The 18,643-nt window shown below is 71.0% G+C and carries 17 protein-coding genes; 11 read left to right on the top strand and 6 right to left on the bottom strand.

Annotated features, from left to right (window positions below):
- The first annotated feature begins 15 nt into the window (after nt 1-15).
- The 3 genes from nifS to ACFQPS_RS00365 all read left to right on the top strand — a co-directional run bounded on the left by nifS (nt 16) and on the right by ACFQPS_RS00365 (nt 3,196).
- Nucleotides 16-1,227 carry a cysteine desulfurase NifS gene (gene nifS, locus ACFQPS_RS00375; protein WP_377355482.1) on the top strand — a complete coding sequence of 404 codons (1,212 nt, stop codon included), beginning with the start codon at nt 16-18 and terminating at the stop codon, nt 1,225-1,227.
- A 181-nt stretch (nt 1,228-1,408) separates the two neighbouring features.
- Nucleotides 1,409-2,692, top strand: coding sequence for a sensor histidine kinase (locus ACFQPS_RS00370; RefSeq protein ID WP_377355480.1), 1,284 nt, complete (start codon nt 1,409-1,411; stop codon nt 2,690-2,692).
- Between the two features lie 51 nt (nt 2,693-2,743).
- On the top strand, nt 2,744-3,196 hold the full coding sequence (locus ACFQPS_RS00365; protein ID WP_377355478.1) for a hypothetical protein: 453 nt from the start codon (nt 2,744-2,746) through the stop codon (nt 3,194-3,196).
- 95 nt (nt 3,197-3,291) lie between these two features.
- Here ACFQPS_RS00365 and ACFQPS_RS00360 read toward each other — a convergent pair whose 3' ends face one another.
- The 4 genes from ACFQPS_RS00360 to ACFQPS_RS00345 form a co-directional block, all read right to left on the bottom strand.
- Nucleotides 3,292-4,974: a methyl-accepting chemotaxis protein gene (locus ACFQPS_RS00360; RefSeq protein WP_377355476.1), complete on the bottom strand. Its 1,683-nt coding sequence runs from the start codon at nt 4,972-4,974 to the stop codon at nt 3,292-3,294.
- Between the two features lie 240 nt (nt 4,975-5,214).
- Nucleotides 5,215-6,582, bottom strand: coding sequence for a sensor histidine kinase (locus ACFQPS_RS00355; protein ID WP_377355474.1), 1,368 nt, complete (start codon nt 6,580-6,582; stop codon nt 5,215-5,217).
- Complete coding sequence (locus tag ACFQPS_RS00350) at nt 6,582-7,241, bottom strand: response regulator transcription factor (RefSeq protein WP_377355471.1); 660 nt, start codon at nt 7,239-7,241, stop codon at nt 6,582-6,584. Before ACFQPS_RS00350 ends, ACFQPS_RS00355 begins: the two co-directional genes overlap by 1 nt.
- Nucleotides 7,238-7,615: a PepSY domain-containing protein gene (locus ACFQPS_RS00345; protein WP_377355469.1), complete on the bottom strand. Its 378-nt coding sequence runs from the start codon at nt 7,613-7,615 to the stop codon at nt 7,238-7,240. The genes ACFQPS_RS00350 and ACFQPS_RS00345 overlap by 4 nt, the downstream gene beginning before the upstream one ends.
- Nucleotides 7,616-7,735: 120 nt before the next feature.
- Between ACFQPS_RS00345 and ACFQPS_RS00340 the strand changes: the two genes are divergently transcribed.
- The 6 genes from ACFQPS_RS00340 (at nt 7,736) to ACFQPS_RS00315 (ending at nt 12,890) form a co-directional block, all read left to right on the top strand.
- Nucleotides 7,736-8,116 (top strand): PepSY domain-containing protein, encoded by a 381-nt coding sequence (locus tag ACFQPS_RS00340; protein ID WP_377355467.1) that lies wholly within the window; start codon nt 7,736-7,738, stop codon nt 8,114-8,116.
- Entirely contained in the window at nt 8,113-8,706 is a 594-nt protein-coding gene (locus ACFQPS_RS00335; protein WP_377355466.1) for a cytochrome b/b6 domain-containing protein, read from the top strand. The genes ACFQPS_RS00340 and ACFQPS_RS00335 overlap by 4 nt, the downstream gene beginning before the upstream one ends.
- Before the next feature lie 173 nt (nt 8,707-8,879).
- A complete protein-coding gene (locus ACFQPS_RS00330) occupies nt 8,880-9,344 on the top strand; it encodes a DUF1924 domain-containing protein (protein WP_377355464.1) in 465 nt (154 codons plus the stop codon).
- Between the two features lie 67 nt (nt 9,345-9,411).
- The gene (locus ACFQPS_RS00325; RefSeq protein ID WP_377355462.1) at nt 9,412-9,888 is read left to right on the top strand and encodes a cytochrome C; all 477 of its coding nucleotides are present in this window, start codon (nt 9,412-9,414) and stop codon (nt 9,886-9,888) included.
- 137 nt (nt 9,889-10,025) lie between these two features.
- The gene (locus tag ACFQPS_RS00320; RefSeq protein ID WP_377355460.1) at nt 10,026-10,547 is read left to right on the top strand and encodes a hypothetical protein; all 522 of its coding nucleotides are present in this window, start codon (nt 10,026-10,028) and stop codon (nt 10,545-10,547) included.
- Nucleotides 10,548-10,679: 132 nt separating this feature from the next.
- Nucleotides 10,680-12,890 (top strand): PepSY domain-containing protein, encoded by a 2,211-nt coding sequence (locus ACFQPS_RS00315; protein ID WP_377355459.1) that lies wholly within the window; start codon nt 10,680-10,682, stop codon nt 12,888-12,890.
- A gap of 91 nt (nt 12,891-12,981) precedes the next feature.
- Here the strand turns inward: ACFQPS_RS00315 and ACFQPS_RS00310 are convergent, their stop codons facing one another.
- On the bottom strand, nt 12,982-13,461 hold the full coding sequence (locus ACFQPS_RS00310; protein WP_377355457.1) for a YchJ family protein: 480 nt from the start codon (nt 13,459-13,461) through the stop codon (nt 12,982-12,984).
- Nucleotides 13,462-13,577: 116 nt separating this feature from the next.
- Here ACFQPS_RS00310 and ACFQPS_RS00305 point away from each other — a divergent pair, with 116 nt between their 5' ends.
- Nucleotides 13,578-14,081, top strand: a complete 504-nt coding sequence (locus ACFQPS_RS00305) for a hypothetical protein (protein ID WP_377355456.1) — start codon at nt 13,578-13,580, stop codon at nt 14,079-14,081.
- On the top strand, nt 14,078-14,749 hold the full coding sequence (locus ACFQPS_RS00300; protein WP_377355454.1) for a hypothetical protein: 672 nt from the start codon (nt 14,078-14,080) through the stop codon (nt 14,747-14,749). The genes ACFQPS_RS00305 and ACFQPS_RS00300 overlap by 4 nt, the downstream gene beginning before the upstream one ends.
- Before the next feature lie 103 nt (nt 14,750-14,852).
- Here ACFQPS_RS00300 and ACFQPS_RS00295 read toward each other — a convergent pair whose 3' ends face one another.
- Nucleotides 14,853-18,092 (bottom strand): TonB-dependent receptor, encoded by a 3,240-nt coding sequence (locus ACFQPS_RS00295; protein ID WP_377355452.1) that lies wholly within the window; start codon nt 18,090-18,092, stop codon nt 14,853-14,855.
- Nucleotides 18,093-18,643: the final 551 nt, after the last annotated feature.

Genomic DNA, 18,643 nt, shown 5'->3' with positions numbered 1-18,643 from the left:
GGGAGGGGAGAAGGCATGGACACGCCGGTCTATCTCGACAACAACGCCACCACCCGCACCGACCCCCGCGTGCTGGAGGCGATGCTGCCCTGCTTCACGGAGCTGTTCGGCAATCCCTCCTCCATGCACCGCTTTGGAGAGTCGGTCGGGGCCGCGATCCGCACGGCGCGGGGACAGGTGCAGGCCCTGCTCGGCGCCGCCCATGACCATGAAATCCTGTTCCTCAGCGGGGCGACGGAGGCCAACAGCACGGCCATCCTCTCGGCCCTGCGGGCGCAGCCGGAACGGCGGGCGGTCGTCACCTCCGCCGTGGAGCACCACGCCATCCTGGGTGTGCTGGAGCATCTGGAGAAGACGGACGGCGTCGAGGTCCGCATCGTGCCCGTGGACCGGCACGGCCGGCTGGACCTGGAGGCCTATCGCCGGGCGCTGGGCCCCGACGTGGCGCTGGTCAGCCTGATGTGGGCGAACAACGAGACGGGCGTCGTCAACCCGGTTCCGGAGCTGGCCGAACTGGCGAAGGAGGTGGGGGCCACCTTCCACACCGACGCCGTGCAGGCGGTCGGCAAGCTGCCCGTCTCCGTCGCCGGGACGGGCATCGACATGCTGTCGCTGTCGGCGCACAAGCTGCACGGGCCGAAGGGGATCGGCGCGCTCTATGTCCGCAAGGGAACGCGCTTCCGGCCCCTGCTGCGCGGTGGCGGGCAGGAGCGCGGCCGCCGGGCGGGAACGGAGAACGTGCCCGGCATCGTCGGGCTGGGCATGGCGGCGGCGCTTGCCGCCCGCTCCGTGGCCGAGGACATGGACCGCATCCGCAGCCTGCGCGACCGGCTGGAGCGCGGCATCCTGGGTGCGGTCGGGCACTGCTTCGCCGTCGGCGGGGAGGCCGAGCGGGTGCCCAACACCAGCACCATCGCTTTCGAGTTCATCGAGGGGGAGGCCATCCTGCTGCTGCTGAACAAGGCGGGGATCGCCGCCTCGTCGGGTTCCGCCTGCACCAGCGGCAGCCTGGAGCCGAGCCATGTCCTGCGCGCCATGGACGTGCCCTTCACGGCGGCGCACGGCGCCATCCGCTTCTCCCTCTCGCGGGAGACGACGGAAACCGAGGTGGACCGGGTGATCGCCGCCGTGCCGCCCATCGTCGCCCGGCTGCGGGCCTTCTCCCCCTTCTGGGATGCCGGCCGGGCGACCGGGCAGGCGGGGACCTTCGCGCCCGTCTATTCCTGACCGCCAGCCGTCCGCCATCAACCGACCGCCATCATTCGACTGCCACCGTGTGGCGCCCGCAACCGATCCCCCGCCGGCCGGGTTGCCGGAAAGCCTGGGGCTGTGGAACACTCTTCCCGCGCAACCGGAGCCGACGTCCCTTGTTTAATCCAGGACGCCAGGGCGGAGCGGGTGGGGGAAGATGCAGCTTGTCGCGGACATCGGTGGACGGCGGCTGAGGGCCCTCAGCCAGATCAGGCAGAGCGTCGCCATCGCCGGCATCGCGGCCCTGCTGCTTGCCCTGTTCGCCATGTTCCACTGGGTCGTCCGGAGCGAGGAATGGGTGAACCACACCCACCGGGTGAAACTGGCGATCGAGCGGGCGCTGGCAGGACTGGCGGCGGCCGAGGCGGCGGACCGGCGTTTCCTCATCACCGACGATCCTGAGGCGCTGGAACCGCGGACCCGCGCGCTGGCCGGTGCGCGGGATGCGGCCGCCAGGGTCGCCACCCTGACGGCGGACAATCCGGTTCAGCATCAGCGGGCACGCGATCTGGCCGCGTTGGTCGAGCGACACATCGCCTATCTGGACACGACCCTGGAGCTGGAACGTCAGGGTCGGGACCAGGATGTGCGGGAGTATATCCGCACCGGTCCCGGCCTGCGCGCGATGGCGGAGATCATCGCCCGGTCCGCTGCCATGCAGGCGGAAGAGGACCGTCTGCTGGTCGCCCGCTCGGAGCGGGTGGCGCGGCTACAGACGGCCTTCACCCTGACCGGTCTGATCCTGGGCATCGGCTGCATGGCCCTGGTCATGGCGACCCAACGGCGGGACCGGGAGATCATGGGCGGGCTGGCAGAGGCCCTGCACGACCGCACGATCCTGTTGCGGGAGATCAACCATCGGGTCGGCAACAGTCTCCAGATGGTGGCCAGTCTCGTGAAGCTGCAATCCGCGGCAGGCGACGCGGTGGCGCGGGCGGCGCTGCGCAAGGCGGAGGGACGCATCCTTTCCGTTGGGGAGGCGCACAAGCATCTGCACCGCACCGGGGCGATCGAGACGATCGACATCGCCGACTACCTTGCCGCTCTGGTCGCCAACCTGCGCGAACAGATCCCCGACGGAGCCGCCTGTCTGCGGCTGGACGCCGTGTCCGTCGCCGTTCCCGTCGAACAGGCGGTCAGCCTGGGGCTGATCGTGAACGAGCTGGTGACGAACGCGGCGGAGCACGCCTATGCGCCGGGCGACGCCGCGGTGATCGAGGTCGTCCTGCGGCGGGAGGCCGGCGGCTTCCGCCTGATCGTGCGCGACCATGGGCGCGGCCTTCCGGATGGCGCGGGGAACCCATCCGGGGGCGGTCTGGGGATGCTTCTGCTGTACAGCCTGACGGGGCAGCTTGCCGGGTCGCTCCGCTTCCAGTCGGGGGCGCGGGGGACCACGGCGATCATCGAGTTTCCCGCGCAGGCGACCGAGGCCGGCGCGTGACGGGACAGGCCGCCGCCGAAAGGCACGCCGAGGGCTTCCAGGGGAGGGACAATGGACTGGACACGGGCTGCGGGACCGGCGCCGGTGCTCATCCTGGGGCTTCTGGCCGCGCACGCCGCGGCCTTCGGGCATCGCCCTGCCGGACTGCCGGCCGGCATCTACGGGCTGCTGGTGTCCGCGCTGGCCCTCGGGGCGGGCGTGTCCCTGCTTCTGGCGTCCGGGCGGCTCCGGTGTCCGTCCCGTCTGCTCGGGATCGAGGGACCGCTTCTGCTGGCCGCGCCGTATCTGCTGGCCCGGCTCCATGACGATGACGGGCCGGACCTCCTGCCGGGTCTTGCCGTCGTCGTCGCGGCCGCCGCGGGAAGCGCCCTGCTGGCGCTGGGCGCCACGCTGCTGCTGCGGCAGATGCCGGGGGCGGAGCGCGTCCCGGTCGGGGCTGCCGTGGCCGCCGCCACGGCCGCTCTGGCCTGCCTCAAGGGGCGGCTGATGCTGGCCCTGTTCTGAGCGGGGCCGGGTGGCGGACAGAAAAACCCGCCCCTTCGGGAGAAGGGGCGGGTGCGGGAGTCCGGGGGAGGTAACCCGGGCGGTGTTTTCCGGGATCAGGCCGCCTTGATGGCGGCGAGGAAGCGTTCGACCTCCTGCTTCAGGGTCTCCGAATGGCGGGCCAGTTCGCCGGCGGCGCCCAGCACCTGGGTGGCGGCGGCGCCGGCCTGGCCGGTGACCTGCGTCACCTGACCGATGTTGGCGGAGACCTCCTGCGTGCCGGCCGCGGCCTGGGTCACGTTGCGGCTGATCTCGTTGGTCGAGGCGCCCTGCTGCTCCATCGCCGCGGCGATGGTGGCGGAGATGCCGTTGACCTCCTCGATGATGGTGCCGATCGTCTGGATGGCGGTGGACGTCTCGGCGGACACCCGCTGCACGGCGGAGATCTGAGCAGCGATCTCCTCCGTCGCCTTGGCGGTCTGGCCGGCCAGGTTCTTCACCTCGCTGGCGACGACGGCGAAGCCCTTGCCGGCCTCCCCGGCGCGGGCCGCCTCGATCGTGGCGTTCAGGGCCAGCAGGTTGGTCTGGGCCGCGATCGCCTGGATCAGGGTCACCACCTCGCCGATCTTCTGCGTCGCGGCGGTCAGGCCCTCGACCGTGACGTTCGTCTCCTGCACGCTCTCCGCCGCCCGCTGGGCCACGTCCTTGGCGCGGTTGACCTGCCGGTTGATCTCCTGGATGGAGGCGGCCATCTCCTCAGCGGCCGAGGCGACGGTCTGCACGTTGGCCGTCGTCTCCTCCGCGGCCGAGGCGGCGGAACCGGCCTGACGCCCGGTCTCGTCGGCGATGGCGGCCATGCTCTGGGCGGTGGCGTCCAGTTCGGTGGCGGCGGCGGCGACGGCACGCAGCGATTCGCTGGACGTGTCGTCGAAGCTGCGGATCAGGCTGTCGATCCGGGCGGTGCGGGCGGCCTTGGCCTTCTCCTCCGCCTTCTGGGCGGCGGTCAGGCGTTCGGCCTCGATCAGCCCGTCCTTGAAGACCTGCACGGCGCGGGCCATGGCGCCGATCTCGTCCTTGCGGTCGGCGCCGTCCACCGAAGCGGTCAGGTCGCGGCGGCTGAGCCGGTTCATCGTGTCGGTCAGGCGGTTGACCGGTCCGGCGACGGTGGTGACGGTCGTGAGCCCGGCGCCGATCGACAGGCCGGCGGCGGCGATCAGGGCGACGATGGTGCCGAAGGTGGCGCTCTGCGTCGCCGCGGTGATGGTATCGCCCGCGTCCTTGCCGTCGCGCTGGTTGATCTCGACGGCTTCGTCCAGGGCTTTCAGCGCCTCATCAACGGTCAGGCGGGCCGGACCGTTGTAGATCACCATCAGTTCGTCGCGCTTGCCCGCCTTCATCAGGGATTCGATCTCCGCCGCCAGGGGCAGGAACCGGGCCCAGGCCCGGTCGAACTTCTCGAAGGCATCGCGGTCTGTGGTGATCAGGACCTCATAGGCCTTGCGCTTTGCCGCGATATCGGCCGCCAGCTCGGCCAGCGACTTCTTGCGCTCGGTAATGGCCTCCGGATCGGTGTTCAGCAGCATCGCCGACTGGTAGCGGCGGTAGTTGATGACATCCTTCAGGATGGCATTGCTCTCGATTACGGAGGGCAACGAGTTGCCCACCACCACGTCCGCGGCATCGTCGATCCTGGTGAGCTGGGCAAGACCGAAGCCACCGAGACCCAGGGTCACGAACAGGACCAGCCCGAAGGCGGCGAAGATGCGGACACGAATAGAAATATCGACAAGACGCGGCATGGCAGGACTCCCCCCGGATTGGATGCCCGATTGAGGCGCATCGCCCCTTAAGATTGGCCTAAGATTGTCTCCGCAATGACCAAGGGACAGTGGGGGGAAGGGCCTTCTATCCGACGGTGTATACTTGACCGTAACCAGAAGGATGAAGTCGTCGGACGCGGCCGCCCGCCGGAGACCTGTCCGTCCGGTCATGTCCAGGGACAGGGAGGGCGGCAGGCGACGGTTCGCCTTGACGGCGGGTCAGGCGCTGCCGCGGGAAGCCTGCGGCGGGACGGCCGGCAACTCCAGCGTGGCGCGGAGCCCGCCCAGCGGGGAGTCGTCCAGACGGAGGGAGCCGCCGTGCAGCCGGGCCAGCTCGTCGCTGATGGCGAGCCCCAGGCCCGTGCCGGGCACCGTCTCGTCCAGCCGGCGGCCACGTTCCGGCAGGGTGGCCCGCCGTCCGGGCGGGATGCCGGGGCCGTCATCCTCCACCGTCACGACGGCGACCGCTCCGGCCTGGGTGACGCCGACACGGACCAGGGAGCGGCCCCATTTGGCGGCGTTGTCGATCAGGTTGCCCGCCATCTCCTGCACGTCCTGGGCGTCGCCCCGGATGCGGATGCCGGGGTCGCCGGAAAGCTCGATCCGGATGCCGCGGTCGGCATGGAGCCGCTGCACCGCCGCCGCCAGCGGACGCAGGGTCGCCAGCGCCGGTGCAGTGGCACTGCCCAGGGTGCGCCCGGCCGCGGCGGCGCGGGCCCGGGCCAGATGGCGCTCGATCTGGCGCTGCATCCGGTCGGCCTCGCGGGCGACGGTGCCGGCGGCATCCGGCCCGCCAGCCGACACGGCATTGGCGATGACGGCGAGGGGGGTCTTCAGCGCATGCGCCAGATCGGCCGCCTCCGCCCGCGCCCGTTCCACCATCGCTGCATTCTCGGCCAGGAGCTGGTTCAGGTCGTCGGCCAGGGGCTGCACCTCGTCGGGGAAGCGTCCCTCCAGCCGCGTCGCCGTACCCGCCCGCAGCGCCGCCAGGGCCTTGCGCATGCTGCGCAGCGGCACGAGGCCGAGCCGGACCTGGGCCACCGCCGCCGCCATCAGTCCCGCCGCCAGGATCGCCAGGGACAGGGCCAGAACCTGCGAGAAATCGGCCGTCGCCGCCTGGACGTCGGCCGCATCGGCGATCACGGCCACGCGCACCGGCAGGTCGATCCCGGAAAGCTCCAGCGCGCGTTCCCAGGCGACCAGACGCTCACCGCCCGGTCCGGTCAGCTCATGCCGGTGCAGCTCGCCGCTTTCAGGACGGTCCACCGGCAGCGCCAGCGTCTGGTCCCAGAGCGAGCGGGAACGCAGCACCTCCGCATCGCCGACCATCACCTCCCAGTAGAGCCCCGACAGGGGCCGGTGGAAGCGGGGATCGCCGGGGTCGCGGGTGACGGCCAGCCGGCCGTCCGTGCCGACCTCCAGCGCCGCCGCCAGCTCGTCCAGCTGGTGGCCCATGCGCCGGGCGAGGTCCGCTTCCGCATGGCGGCGGAACAGATCCGTCAGGAAGATCCCAGCGATCACCAGGGCTGCCGTGACCCAGACCGCGGCCAGCGCCAGCAGGCGTCCGTTCAGCGACCCCGACGCCATCACCCCGCATCCATGCGGTAGCCCAGCCCGCGCTCGGTGCGGATCACGTCCACCCCCAGCTTGCGGCGCAGCCGGCCGACGAAGACCTCGATCGTGTTGCTGTCGCGGTCGAAGTCCTGGGCGTAGACATGCTCCGTCAGCTCGGTGCGCGAGACGATGCGGCCCTGGTGGTGCATCAGATAGTCCAGCACCTTCAGCTCATGGGCGGTCAGGGAGATCAGCCGTCCGTCCACGCTGACCCGGCCGGTGCGGGTGTCCAGCAGCACCGGGCCGCAGCGCAACTCCGCCGCGGCATGGCCTCCGGCCCGGCGGATCAGGGCGCGCAGCCGGGCCAGCAGCTCCTCCATACGGAAGGGCTTGGCCAGATAGTCGTCGGCGCCGGCGTCGATGCCCTCCACCTTCTCCTGCCAGGTGCCGCGCGCCGTCAGGATCAGCACCGGCATGTCGATGCCCCGCTGGCGCCAGCCGCGCAGGGCGGACAGGCCGTCCCGGACCGGCAGGCCCAGGTCCAGCACCACGGCGTCATAGGGTTCCGTCTCGCCCAGGAAGGCAGCCTCCTCCCCGTCGGGCGCCTCGTCCACGGCATAGCCGGACGCCGCCAGCGCGTCCCGGAGCTGGCGGCGCAGGGCCTCGTCGTCCTCCGCGACCAGCACCCTCATCGGTCGCGCTCCCCCCGGCCGTGATGCCCGCGGCGCCGTTCCAGGTCGCGGCCTTCGACGCCCAGAAGGGTGCCGTCGCGGGCGTCATAGACCAGTTCCAGCACCCGTCCGTCCTCGGTCAGCAGCTTGACCTCATAGGTCAGGCGGCCGTGGTCGTCCTCCAGTTCCGCTTCCAGCAGGCGTCCGGGAAACTCCGTCTCCGCGCGCTCAAGGATGTCGCGCAGGGGAAGCACCTCCCCCCGCAGCACCGCGGCGCGGGCGCGGTCATGATCGCGCCCGCGGTCGTCGTCCGCGCGCAAGGGAGGCGGGGCGGCGGTCAGGAAGAGCCCGCAGACCGCAAGGCCCGCCAGGGCGAGGATCGTCTTCTTCTGCATGCCTCCACTCAGCACTTCCGAAGCTGAACGCACGCTGAACGGGGTGTTCAGGGCAGGTTCAGGCGGCCCCGGGCAGTCTCCACGGCATCGCAACCTTCCCCCATCCCCCGGAGGACGACCATGATCTATGCCAAACTCACCGCCGCGACCCTGCTTGCAGGTTCCGTCCTGGTCGGCGGCTATGCCGTCGCCAAGGAGATCCTTCAGGACACCGGCCCGGCGGCCACTGCTGCCTCCCCGGCCGCCACCTCTCCGGTGGGCTCCGCCCCGGTCGCCGGTGTCCAGGCCCCGGCCCCCATGGCCATTCCCCAGCTCATCGACGTGCTGGCGAAGCAGGGCTACACCGACGTCAGCGAGGTGGAGCGCAAGACCGGCGCCATCTACGAGATCAAGGCGAGCGACGCGAACGGCAACCGCCGCGAACTCTATGTCGACTCCCGGACCGGCGACATCCTGAAGGAAGAAGGGCGGGGCAAGGGCGAGCGGGAGCACCGCCGATGAGCACCACCGACCAGCCTGACGCCGTCATGTCCGACACGATCGGCGCCGACGCTGCCGCGGCTCCCGCGGCCAGCGTCCGGGTCTGGGACCCGCTGGTGCGGGTCTCGCACTGGACCCTCGCCCTGGCCGTCGCGGTCGCCTGGATCAGCTCGGACGACGCCTCCACGCTGCACCTCACGGCCGGCTTCACGGTGCTGACCATCGTGGCCGTGCGCTCCTTCTGGGGGCTGGCCGGCAGCCCGCATGCCCGCTTCGACGACTTCGTGCCGACGCCGGCGGGCTTCTTCGCCTACTGCCGCGATCTGATCGGCGGCCATGCCCGGCGCTACATCGGCCACACGCCGGCCGGCGGGGCCATGATCGTCGCCCTGCTCGCCTGCCTGCTGCTCACCACGGCGACGGGCGTGGGGCTCCAGTACGGCGTTCCCGGCGATTTCATCCGGGAGCACGACCTGGAGGAGATCCACGAGGCGGCCGCCACCGGAATCCTCGTCCTGGTCGGCCTGCATGTCGCCGGCGTCCTGCTGACGGGCCTGATGCACGGCGAGAATCTCGTCCGCGCCATGCTCACCGGGCGCAAGCACGGCTGATCCCGGGCGGCAAAGGGGGCGGCGCCCGGTCGCGCCCCCCGCCCGGAACCCCCCGGTTTTCCCGACCTTTCCGCCCCTCCCTCCACGCCGGACCGCCCCCGCGGCGGCCCCATCGTTCAGCCAGCGTTCAGGTTGGCCGGACGACCCTTGCCACCGCTTTCCCGAAGGTTCCCATGACGACCGACGCTTTCCCTTCCGCTGCTTCCGTCCGTTCCCGCCGGCTCCGTCCGCTGGTCGCCGCCGCACTTCTGCTGGCCGCCGGCCCGGCCCTGGCCGCGGGTGACGACGCCGCCAGCCGCGACGCCCTCCTGGCCTCCTACGCGGTGCAGGCGAAGGCGCAGGACCCCGCCTTCACCGGATTCTCCGCCGAGCGCGGTCGGGCGATCTATCTCGGCCAGGTCGCCGGCGCCGAGGCGGACGGCTGCGCCGCCTGCCATACGGCGGACCCCCGCGCCACGGGCCAGCACCGCAAGACCGGCCGGGCGATCAAGCCGGTCGCCGTCTCGGTCAGCCCCTGGCGGTTCACGGATGCCGACTATGTCGAAAAGCATTTCCGCCGTGACTGCCCGGGCGTGCTGGGCCGCGAGTGCAGTGCCCAGGAGAAGGGCGATTACATCAGCTTCCTCGCCAGCCAGTAAGGCCGGCCGCGCGTCCACCGCAGCGCCCGCCTTCCCGCCAGCCCTTCAGGAAACAGGAACCTCTCCCATGAGCCTGCGCCATGCCTTCGCCGCCGCCGCCCTGATCGCGGTGGCTGCCCCGATCTTCGCCAGCCCCTCCCTTGCCGACCGCGGCGGGCACGACCGCGACGGGCACGACCGCGACGGGGCGGCCCGCCCCGTAACCCATGCAGCGACCCTCAAGGAATGCGGTCAGTGCCACATGGCCTTTCCCGCGGCCCTGCTGCCCGCCGCGGGCTGGGAGCGCGTCATGGACACGCTGCCCCGGCACTTCGGTGAGGATGCCAGCCTGCCGGCGGAGGTGGCGGCGGACATCCGCGCCTATCTGACCGCGAACGCGGCGCGCCGGGGCGATACCGATACGATCCGCATCACCGAGCAGCGCTGGTGGCTGCGCGAGCACGATTTCCGGCCCCAGATCTGGGAACGCCCCCACATCCGCTCCAAGGCCAACTGCGAGGCCTGCCACGACCGGGCGGGGCAGGGGGTGTTCGAGGATGAATGAGCCCGGAGTAAGCCGGTTGCCCTGTGCTGGTTATTCTGTCGCAGGGAGGCCGTTTCCTGACAGATCTCAAGGCCCGGCGGCTGTTCTGAGTGCGATCCTTCCCGCCGGGTCCAACCCCGAAGAACGGAGGCAATCCCATGCGCGTGCTCACAGCGTCAGTCCTGGCGCTCGCTCTGTCGCTTCCGGCGGCATCGATCGCCATGGCCCAGTCCCAGGCGCCGGCATCCTCGCCAGCGGCGGAAGCGGACGACACCCCGATCTACGGCAGCCAGTTGATGACGCCGCAGGAACGGATGGACCTGCGCAGCCGCATGCGGCAGGCGCGGAGCGTGGAGGAACGGGAGCAGATCCGGCTGGAGCACCATGCCCGGATGCAGGCCCGGGCCAAGGAGCAGGGCGTGACCCTGCCCGACGAGCCGCCCGCCATGCCGGGCCGCGGCATGGGTCAGGGTCGCGGCCCCGGCATGGGGCAGGGCATGGGCCCCGTTCAGGGGATGGGGCCGGGTCAGGGCATGGGACCCGGCCGGCAGGGCATGGGTCCCGGTCAGGGCATGGGACCCGGCCAGGGCATGGGGCCGGGCATGAGGGGGCAGGCGCCCGCCGCGCAGCCCCCGGCCTCGCCGCCCGCTGCACAGACCGACAAGGCCGGCGGCCGGTAACCCCGCCGCTGACCGTGACGGCCACCCCGGCGCCGGAGTTTCGGCGCCGGGGACCGTCCAGCCCGTTTTCAGAACTGCGCCACGCCGTCGGGGATCCCCGCCGCGACATCGCACCTGCCAGGGAGGCGGCCGATGTCCGCTCATGATCTGAAATCCATCCTGCTTTTCGCCCACCGCTGGGTCGCCCTGATCCTGACACCGCTGTTCGTGCTGATCATCCTGTCCGGCGCCGTGCTGGCGGTGAAGCCGATCCTGGAGGCGGTTCCGGCGGCAGATTCCGGCGCTGGCCCGGTTCCGGTCGATACGACGGCCCTGGTCGGCCTGCTCGACCGCGTCGATCCCGACGGTGCCGCGCGCATGGCGGTCATCGGGGACGACGGGCGCACGCTCGTGCTGGCGAAGGCCGGCGGCGTGCGGGACGCCTATGATCTGGCGACGGGCGCGATCATATCCGCGCCGCAGCAGGGCTCCGATTTCTTCGGGCTGGTCAAACGGTTCCATGAGGACCTGCTGCTGGAGGCCGGCCTCCTGGTGGAGATCGCCACCTGGGCCATGACCCTGCTGATCATCGTCGGCCCCGTCCTGGCCTGGCCGCGGCTGAACCGTACGCTCGCCGGCTGGCACCGCGGCATCGGCTGGGTTCTGTTCCCGCTGGTGCTGCTGACGCCGCTGACGGCGGTGCTGATGATCCTGCACATCGGCGGTCCCGCCCGGCCGCAGCTCCCGCCCTCCGCCGCGCCGGCGAGCATCGCCCGGGCGCTGGAGCAGGCGGCGCCAGCCGCCGACCTGTCCGCTCTCGTCTGGGCGCGGCGGATGGGCAACGGGGTGATGCTCCTCACCGGCACGCCCGACGGCCGTGCGGCCTTCCTGATCGGCGGCGGCGCCGTGGCCCCGATGGAGGGCGGGCCGGGCCTGATCCATGAACTGCACGAAGGAACCTGGGCCGGCGGCTGGTCGGGCCTTGTCAACCTGCTGGCCTCTTTCGCCCTGCTCGGGCTGACGGTGACCGGCGTGCTGCCCTGGGTCCGTCGCTGGCGGCAGGCCCGCCGCCGGACGGGCGGTGCGGATGCCGACATCCTGGTCGCCTTCGCCAGCCAGACCGGCCGTGCCGCGCGGCTGGCGGAAGCCACGGCCGCCGCGCTCGCCGCCGGCGGGGGCAAGGTGTCCTGTGCGGCGATGGCCGCGCTGGCGCCGGAGGAACTGAAGCACTTCCGGCAGGTCCTGCTGGTCGTCTCCACGACCGGCGAGGGCGAAGTGCCGGACCAGGGCCGGACCTTCCTGCACCGGCTCCGGGGAACGGACCTGAAAGGGGTGCCGTTCGCGCTGGTGGCGCTGGGCGACAGCCGCTATCCGGACTACTGCGCCGGCGGCATCGCGGTGCGCGATGCGCTGCTGGCGGCCGGGGCGGTGGAGGTGGTCGGCATGGCCTGCGTGGACGGGGAGGCCACGGGTCCCTGGCAGGACTGGCTGGCGGCGGTGGGCGCCCGGATCGGCGTGGACACCGGCAGCGTCGCGGCGCCGGAAGCCGACCGCCCGGTGACGCTGACGCTGGTCTCCCGTCAGCAGCTCAACGATCCCGGCGATCCGGACACGCATGAGGCCTGGAGCCTGCTGTTCCAGGCCGACGGTCCGCTGGACTACCGCTCCGGCGATCTGCTGATGGTCGCGCCGGGGCCGGGGGAGCCGCCGCGCCCCTATTCCGTCTCGGCGGCGCCCGGACACGGGCCGGAGCGCCTGCTGCTGACGGTCGGTCTGACCTGGCGGCGGGAGGCGGACGGCAGCGAGAGCCTGGGCAAGGCGTCGGGCCTGCTCTGCCGCGGGCTGCGGCCGGGCGACCGGCTGGACGCGGCCCTGCGCCGGCATCCCGCCTTCAACCCGCCGCCGCCGGAGGCCGACCGCCCGATGATCCTGCTCTGCGCCGGCTGCGGTATCGCCCCCTTCATCGGCTTCCTGGCCGAGCGCGAGGAGACGGGCGCCCGACAGCCGGTCTGGCTGGTGTTCGGCAACCGCAAGCGCAAGGCGGACTTCTTCTACGGCGACCTGCTGGAGGGCTGGATGCGCCGCGGCGTGCTCGCCCGGCTGGACACGGCCTTCTCGCGGGAGCCGGAGGGCGGCTATGCCCCCGACCGCCTGATCGAGGCCGGGGCTGAACTGCTGGCATGGATGGATGAGAAGGGGGCCGTGCTCTACGCCTGCGGCCGGGCCAGCACCCTGGGGGCCGGGCTCGACCGGGCGCTGCACACCATCCTGGCGCAGCATCGCGGCATGGATGCGGACGCGGCCACCCGCCAGATCGCCCGCTGGGATGCCGAAGGCCGCCTGCGCCGCGACCTGTTCGACTGAGGACGATCCTGGACCGCCTGTCCGGACTTACGCCCCCGCGGTCTCCCCGCGGGGGCGTTTCGCCGTGAATCGCCGTTGGATCAAGCGGCGTTCAGGCGCCGCAGCACTTCTTGTACTTGCGGCCGCTGCCGCAGGGGCAGGGGTCGTTGCGCCCGACCTTGGCGGCCGAGCGCGGCTTCGTGCCGATGATGCCGTCGGCGTAGAACCAGCGCCCGTCCCGGCGCACGAACCGGCTGGTCTCATGGTGGACATAGTCCTTGCCGCCGGTCCGGAAGCGGGCGACGAACTCGACCCAGCCCTCCTCGTCCGCGGCACCGCCCTTCTCGGTGGCGCGCACCTCCAGCCCCGTCCACTCGCTGGTGCTGGACCAGTTGACGGTCTGTTCGCGGTCGAAGTCGCCGCGCGTCTCCGGCAGCAGGGTCTGCTCCAGATAGTCCACGGCCCCGGTGGCATAGGCCGCGTAGCGGGAGCGCATCAGCGCCTCCGCGGTCGGGGGCAGGGTGGCGCCCGACAGGTGGGGGCCGCAGCAGGCATCGATGGGGCGGCCGGAGCCGCAGGGGCAGGCTGACATGATCTCTCCCGGAACTGACCGCCCCCTCCTAGCGCAGGATGCCGCCGCCCGCCAGCCCAACGGCCCGGAGTGGCCGGGAGATGCCGCGCCGCGGCATCCGTGCTAAGCATGCGCCCATGGACGGGAACCGGCGCAGCGGACGGAGGGCGGGGCGGTGGCCGGTCGGCGCCGCGGCGCTGCTGGCCCTGGTGCTCATCATCGTGCCGCTGCCGGTGCGGGCGGAGCTGGAGGATGATCTGATCCGCCTGGACCTGCTGGTGCTGGACGTGGAGAACGCGCACACGACCCGTCGGATCGAACTGGCCGAGGGCGCCACGGCCCGGGTGCCGCTGGACGGTCGGGCCATCACCGCCCTTGCCGGCTTCGCGCTGGACCTGCGCCGGACGGGTGGCCGGCTGGAGGTGCGGCTGCTGTCGCGGGAGCGGCGCCCGCTCTTGCGCCTTGCCGACCGGATGCCGGCCGGCGACCGCCTTGCCATCCCGGTCTGGTCGGGGGAGAGGATGGCGGCCCTGCGCCTCGCCCCTTGGGTGGATGTTGCGGTCGCGGCGGGGCTGCCCTGTCTGCTGCTGTCCCGGACGGCGGAGCGGACGGGCCTCGACCGGGCCGGGGGGACGCCATGAGCGCGGCCGCCTCCGGCGCGGGCGACGCCTTCGCCTCCCATGTTCCGGCCTGGAAGTTTCCTGGCCTGCGCGCCCGGCTGACCGCGGCCGAGCATGAGGGCCGCCTGGGCGAGCCCTGCGGCCACGAACACCGGGCGCTCGTCCGCCGCTGGGCGCGCGGCTACGCCCTTCATTCCCGCCAGCAGGCCGACAAGGAGCGTCAGGGCAAGGCCGGGCGCGCGCCGGGCGGCTGGAAGGCGGGGGCCGAGCGCGGACCCGGCACCGGCCGGCGCCGGATCGCCACGGGCGCCCGGCTGAAGGTGATCGAGGCGGCCACGGCCGCCAGCTTCGCCCCGCGCGACTGGCTCACGGCCGAACTGCTGCCGGGCGACATCGTGCGCGCCTATGAGGCGACGCAAGGCCCGCTGCGGGCGCTGGGATCGGTAAGGCCGTCCTACCGGCGCTATCTGCAATGGCTGCACTGGCGCCGGAGCCTGGGACCGGTCGCCGATCTGCGGGTGGAGGCGGGGCCGGTGCTGCGCCATCACCCGGAACTGCGGGAGTTCGGCCTTGCGCATGAGGGCGGGGGCCTCTACCGCGGCACGGTGGAGGGCGAACTGGTGCCGACCCTGCGCGTCTTCTGCGCCCGCCACCGCATTCCCCTGACCGTCCTTCGCGGCACGGACTGAGCGGCGACCCCGCCGGGTCGCTGCCACCGTCGTCGCGGGAACCGCCAATAGAAAAGGGGCGGCCCGAAGGCCGCCCCCAGAGGCTGGGTACTGTTGTCGGTGCTTAGAACTCGTAGCGGACACCGACCAGGACGCTCCACACCGAGGAGCGTGCGCTGACCTGGGAGTTCGGGTCCTTCAGGCCGGCGGAGCCGGGGGCGTAGACGTACTTGCCGTCCACGATCCGGGCCTCCAGCACGTCGACCGTGCGGCCGGCGGAGAAGGAGACCTGCTCCAGTCGGCCCCAGTCCTTGTTCAGCATGTTGCCGAGGTTGCGGATGTCGAAGGTGAAGACGCCGCGGTGACCTTCCAGCAGGCCCGGGATCTCCTGGGCGATGTGCAGGTCGAAGGTATGCACCCACGGGCTGGTGAAGCCGTTCCGCGGGGCGACACGGCCGGCGTACTTGGTCAGGCCGTTCTCTTCCAGGTACGGCAGGAGCTGATCGTAGCTGAAGCCGGGGGCGTAGGTGACCAGCGGGTCGTTCGCGCCCGACGGCACGTAGAAGAGCTGGCGGGACCGGTTGTTGTTGGTGCAGGCCGGATCGCCGAACGGGTTGGCGTTGCCGCCCGAGGAACCGCAGCGGAAGGCATAGCTGTAGGGCCGGCCCTCGCGGCTCTCGTGGAACAGGCTCAGAGTCGTCTCGAAGTCGCCGAAGAAGGCCTTCGACCAGCTCACGCTCGTGGTGAAGCGGTGCTTCACCTCGTAGTCGCTGGTGCCGGCCCCCGGATCGTTCGGATCGCTGACGGCCAGGTTCTCATAGTTCGACGAGGCGACCGAGCTGGTCAGCGCGTGCACTTCGTCGATGTTCTGGTAGGCGTAGCCCGCCCCCAGGTCGAAGTCGCCGTAATCCGTCTCCCAGGTCTTGGCGAGACCCAGGGTCAGGACGACGCCATCCCCCTCGTCGGTGTTCGTGACCAGCAGGTCGCTGTTGGTGCCGATCGACGGACGGCCGTCGGCGCGCGACTGGTAGATCGGGCGGCCGTCCGGCGCGGTGCCGACCTTGATCAGACGCAGGTCGGTGTAGCTGACCGCCTCCTTGACGCGGGAGTAGATCGCCTCGGCGGTGACGACGTAGTCGCTGCCGAGCGGGCCGAGGTCGAACACCTGGTCGATCGCGAAGCTGGCGCGCCAAGTGGACGGGATCTTGAAGTCCGGGTCCAGCGCGTTGACGAAGCTGTCGCTACCGGAGGCCAGGAGCCGGCCGGCCGCGGGCACGACCGCCGAGGAGTTCGGATCGACGTTGTTCAGGATGGAGTTGGCCGGCGTCGAGCTGGCGCGGCGGAGGTCGACACCGACCTGGGTGATGCCGTCGTTGCTGTAGTTGTTCGACATCCAGACGGTCGGGCCGAGGGCGCTGAACAGGCCGACGCCGCCGCGCAGGGTGGTGCTGTCCTGGACCTTCCAGTTGAAGCCGGCGCGCGGCAGCCAGAGGTCGCGGCCGTCCAGGTTCTCGTCGTTGCCGAAGCCGTAGCGGCTGACGAAGTTCGTGTTCAGGCGCGGCTTGTCGTCGGAGCTGTAGTACTCGTAACGCAGGCCTGCCGTCAGCGTGAAGTCCGGGGTGATGTTCCACTCGTCCTGCACGAACAGGCTGTCGACCTTGTAGCCCCAGTCGGCGGCGGCATCGAGCGGGTTGTTCGTCCCGGCGGCGCTGTTGTAGCGGAAGCGGGAGGCGCGGCGGGCCTCGAAATCGGCGATCGTGTTGAACTCGAACTCGCCGAGGCTGCGCTGCACGAACAGATTGTAGTAATCGTAGTCGTCACGCTCCCAGCCGGCCTCGACCTTGTGGTCGCCCAGCAGGTAGGTGCCCTTCAGCTTGTAGGACAGCGTCTCGGTTTCGAGGACGTTGGACTGGCTGCTCGGCTCGGTGCCGAGAACGAACTGGCTGCCACCCGGATCGCGGATGATGATGGAGGAGAAGTTCAGCGGCGAGGTGGTCGGCCGCAGGCTGTCGACCTTCTTGTAGCCGACCTTGGCTTCGGTCGAGAAATCGGTCGTCCAGTCCGAGAAGACCTGGAGGGAGTAGCTCTCCATCTTCTGGGAACGGTCGTAGCTGTACGAATCGTAGCCCAGACGGGTGTTGTTGGACGAGGTGACGTAGTTGTTGCCCTCGTCGCGCTGGTAGGCGGCGGAGATGCGGTGATCGTCCGTGAGGTTCCAGTCCACCTTGGCCAGGATCTTCTCGTCGGACTCCGGCTGCGGCTCGCCCAGGCCCATGGCGTCGTAGCCATAGACGCGGCGGGCGATCTCGGCGACCTGCTCGTACTCGGCCTGGGTGATGCCGCGCACGGTCTGGCCGGCGCCCGACCCCTCGGGGCCGTAGGAGATCGAGCTGTCGCCGCTGTACTTCTCGTAGTTCACGAAGAAGAACAGCTTGTCCTCGATCAGCGGACCGCCGATCGAGCCGCCGTAGGTCTTGTCCTTGTACGGCGAGATGATGTTCTTGTTGTCCTTGCTCCGATCGCCCGACAGGTTGTCGTCGGAGTAGTAGTAGTACAGCGAGCCGGCGAACTCATTCGTGCCGGACTTGGTGACGATGTTGACCGTGCCGCCGGTGAAGCCCGAGTACTCGACGTCATAGGGCGCCGTCAGGACGGAGAGCTGGTCGATCGCGTCCAGCGAGATCGGCACGCGCTGGGTCGGGTAACCGTTCGCGTTCAGGCCGAAATCGTCGTTCTGCTTCACGCCGTCGACGGTCAGGCTGTTGAAGCGGTTGTTGGCGCCGGCGATGGTGATCGCGTTGCCGTTGGTCGGGTCCAGGCTGACCTTCGGGTCGCGCTTGATGACGTCCTTGAGGTCGCGCGTCGCGGTCGGGGTGTCTTCGATCGCGCGGCGATCGAACTGGGTCCCGGAGCCGATCACCAGGGCCGTGGTGCGCTGGCCGGTGACGATGATCTCCTCGACCGACTGCTGCTGGCCGCTCTGGAGCACGAGGTCCAGGGAGAACGGCTCGCCCAGGGTGATGAAGACGTTCTCGACCTGCTGGGTCTGGATGCCGCTCCCGGAGAAGCGGATGGTGTAGGGGCCGCCGATACGCAGGCCCGTCGCCAGGAAGGTGCCCTGGGAGTTCACCGCGGCCGAGGACCGGGTGCCCGACGGGGTGTGGATGATCTCGACGTTCACGCCGGCCGCGGGCTCACCCTCAGCGGTGAAGATCTGGCCGCGGATCGAGGAGGTGGTCTCCTGCGCGACCGCCGGGACGACCCAGGCCGAGGCGACTGCCAGCGCCATGGCGCCGGTGCCCAGCTTCAACACGTTCAGATGCCGCCGCAAGGCTGCGGCAGCCCGCTTGGTCTGCATGGTCATTACGTAGCCCCCAAATGTGATTCGGGTCCGGGTGGCCATGAGGCTTCCGAATTCCGCTGCCCGTATTCCCGAATGGTGTTACAGCTTTGTGAAACTTTGATCCAATTTCGACTCAGTCGTGCGCAGCCCATTCGATTGTCGGGGGTTGTTGCCGGCACGCTACAGTTCGCGGGTGCGGTAACGGGGCCCCGGCGACGCTGTCCCCGGGATGCTGTGCCGAGAATTTCACGATCGGGGGGCTGTCCTGGAAAGTCCTTTCTTCTTAGGGCTCAAGGGCGGTCATTGCGGGCGTGGCCGGCGCGCCTGCCGATCCATCCGGCGGCGCTCCTCTCTCCTTGCTGCGATGCGGCATGTTGCTTTCGGACCGGGCGGCCGCATTGGCGGACCGTTCGTTGCCCGATCGGACGCCTGCCCGATCGAATGGTACCCGGAGGGGCGGGGGAGCGGTCGCCGCGCGCCCGGCCGCTGCGGGTCCGGGGTGGCGCGCGTGACCGGGGAGCCTACCCGGGACCCGCCCGGTGCCGACCCGATTCCGACCGCCGGAGGGCGTC

It is taken from the genome of Rhodocista pekingensis (assembly GCF_042665545.1).
GTDB lineage: Bacteria > Pseudomonadota > Alphaproteobacteria > Azospirillales > Azospirillaceae > Rhodocista > Rhodocista pekingensis.
Note: the sequence above shows the minus strand (reverse complement) of the source record. Positions and strands in the feature narration are given on the sequence as shown.

What these genes read in the sequence shown, in the direction of transcription:
- ACFQPS_RS00325 (WP_377355462.1), top strand. Translation starts at nt 9,412, where the DNA reads ATGAGCCTGCGCCATGCCTTCGCCGCCGCCGCCCTGATCGCGGTGGCT.
- ACFQPS_RS00355 (WP_377355474.1), bottom strand. Translation starts at nt 6,582, where the DNA reads ATGGCGTCGGGGTCGCTGAACGGACGCCTGCTGGCGCTGGCCGCGGTC.
- ACFQPS_RS00350 (WP_377355471.1), bottom strand. Translation starts at nt 7,241, where the DNA reads ATGAGGGTGCTGGTCGCGGAGGACGACGAGGCCCTGCGCCGCCAGCTC.
- ACFQPS_RS00370 (WP_377355480.1), top strand. Translation starts at nt 1,409, where the DNA reads ATGCAGCTTGTCGCGGACATCGGTGGACGGCGGCTGAGGGCCCTCAGC.
- ACFQPS_RS00295 (WP_377355452.1), bottom strand. Translation starts at nt 18,092, where the DNA reads ATGACCATGCAGACCAAGCGGGCTGCCGCAGCCTTGCGGCGGCATCTG.
- ACFQPS_RS00345 (WP_377355469.1), bottom strand. Translation starts at nt 7,615, where the DNA reads ATGCAGAAGAAGACGATCCTCGCCCTGGCGGGCCTTGCGGTCTGCGGG.
- ACFQPS_RS00335 (WP_377355466.1), top strand. Translation starts at nt 8,113, where the DNA reads ATGAGCACCACCGACCAGCCTGACGCCGTCATGTCCGACACGATCGGC.
- ACFQPS_RS00310 (WP_377355457.1), bottom strand. Translation starts at nt 13,461, where the DNA reads ATGTCAGCCTGCCCCTGCGGCTCCGGCCGCCCCATCGATGCCTGCTGC.
- ACFQPS_RS00330 (WP_377355464.1), top strand. Translation starts at nt 8,880, where the DNA reads ATGACGACCGACGCTTTCCCTTCCGCTGCTTCCGTCCGTTCCCGCCGG.
- ACFQPS_RS00305 (WP_377355456.1), top strand. Translation starts at nt 13,578, where the DNA reads ATGGACGGGAACCGGCGCAGCGGACGGAGGGCGGGGCGGTGGCCGGTC.
- ACFQPS_RS00300 (WP_377355454.1), top strand. Translation starts at nt 14,078, where the DNA reads ATGAGCGCGGCCGCCTCCGGCGCGGGCGACGCCTTCGCCTCCCATGTT.
- ACFQPS_RS00365 (WP_377355478.1), top strand. Translation starts at nt 2,744, where the DNA reads ATGGACTGGACACGGGCTGCGGGACCGGCGCCGGTGCTCATCCTGGGG.
- ACFQPS_RS00320 (WP_377355460.1), top strand. Translation starts at nt 10,026, where the DNA reads ATGCGCGTGCTCACAGCGTCAGTCCTGGCGCTCGCTCTGTCGCTTCCG.
- ACFQPS_RS00360 (WP_377355476.1), bottom strand. Translation starts at nt 4,974, where the DNA reads ATGCCGCGTCTTGTCGATATTTCTATTCGTGTCCGCATCTTCGCCGCC.
- ACFQPS_RS00315 (WP_377355459.1), top strand. Translation starts at nt 10,680, where the DNA reads ATGTCCGCTCATGATCTGAAATCCATCCTGCTTTTCGCCCACCGCTGG.
- ACFQPS_RS00340 (WP_377355467.1), top strand. Translation starts at nt 7,736, where the DNA reads ATGATCTATGCCAAACTCACCGCCGCGACCCTGCTTGCAGGTTCCGTC.
- nifS (WP_377355482.1), top strand. Translation starts at nt 16, where the DNA reads ATGGACACGCCGGTCTATCTCGACAACAACGCCACCACCCGCACCGAC.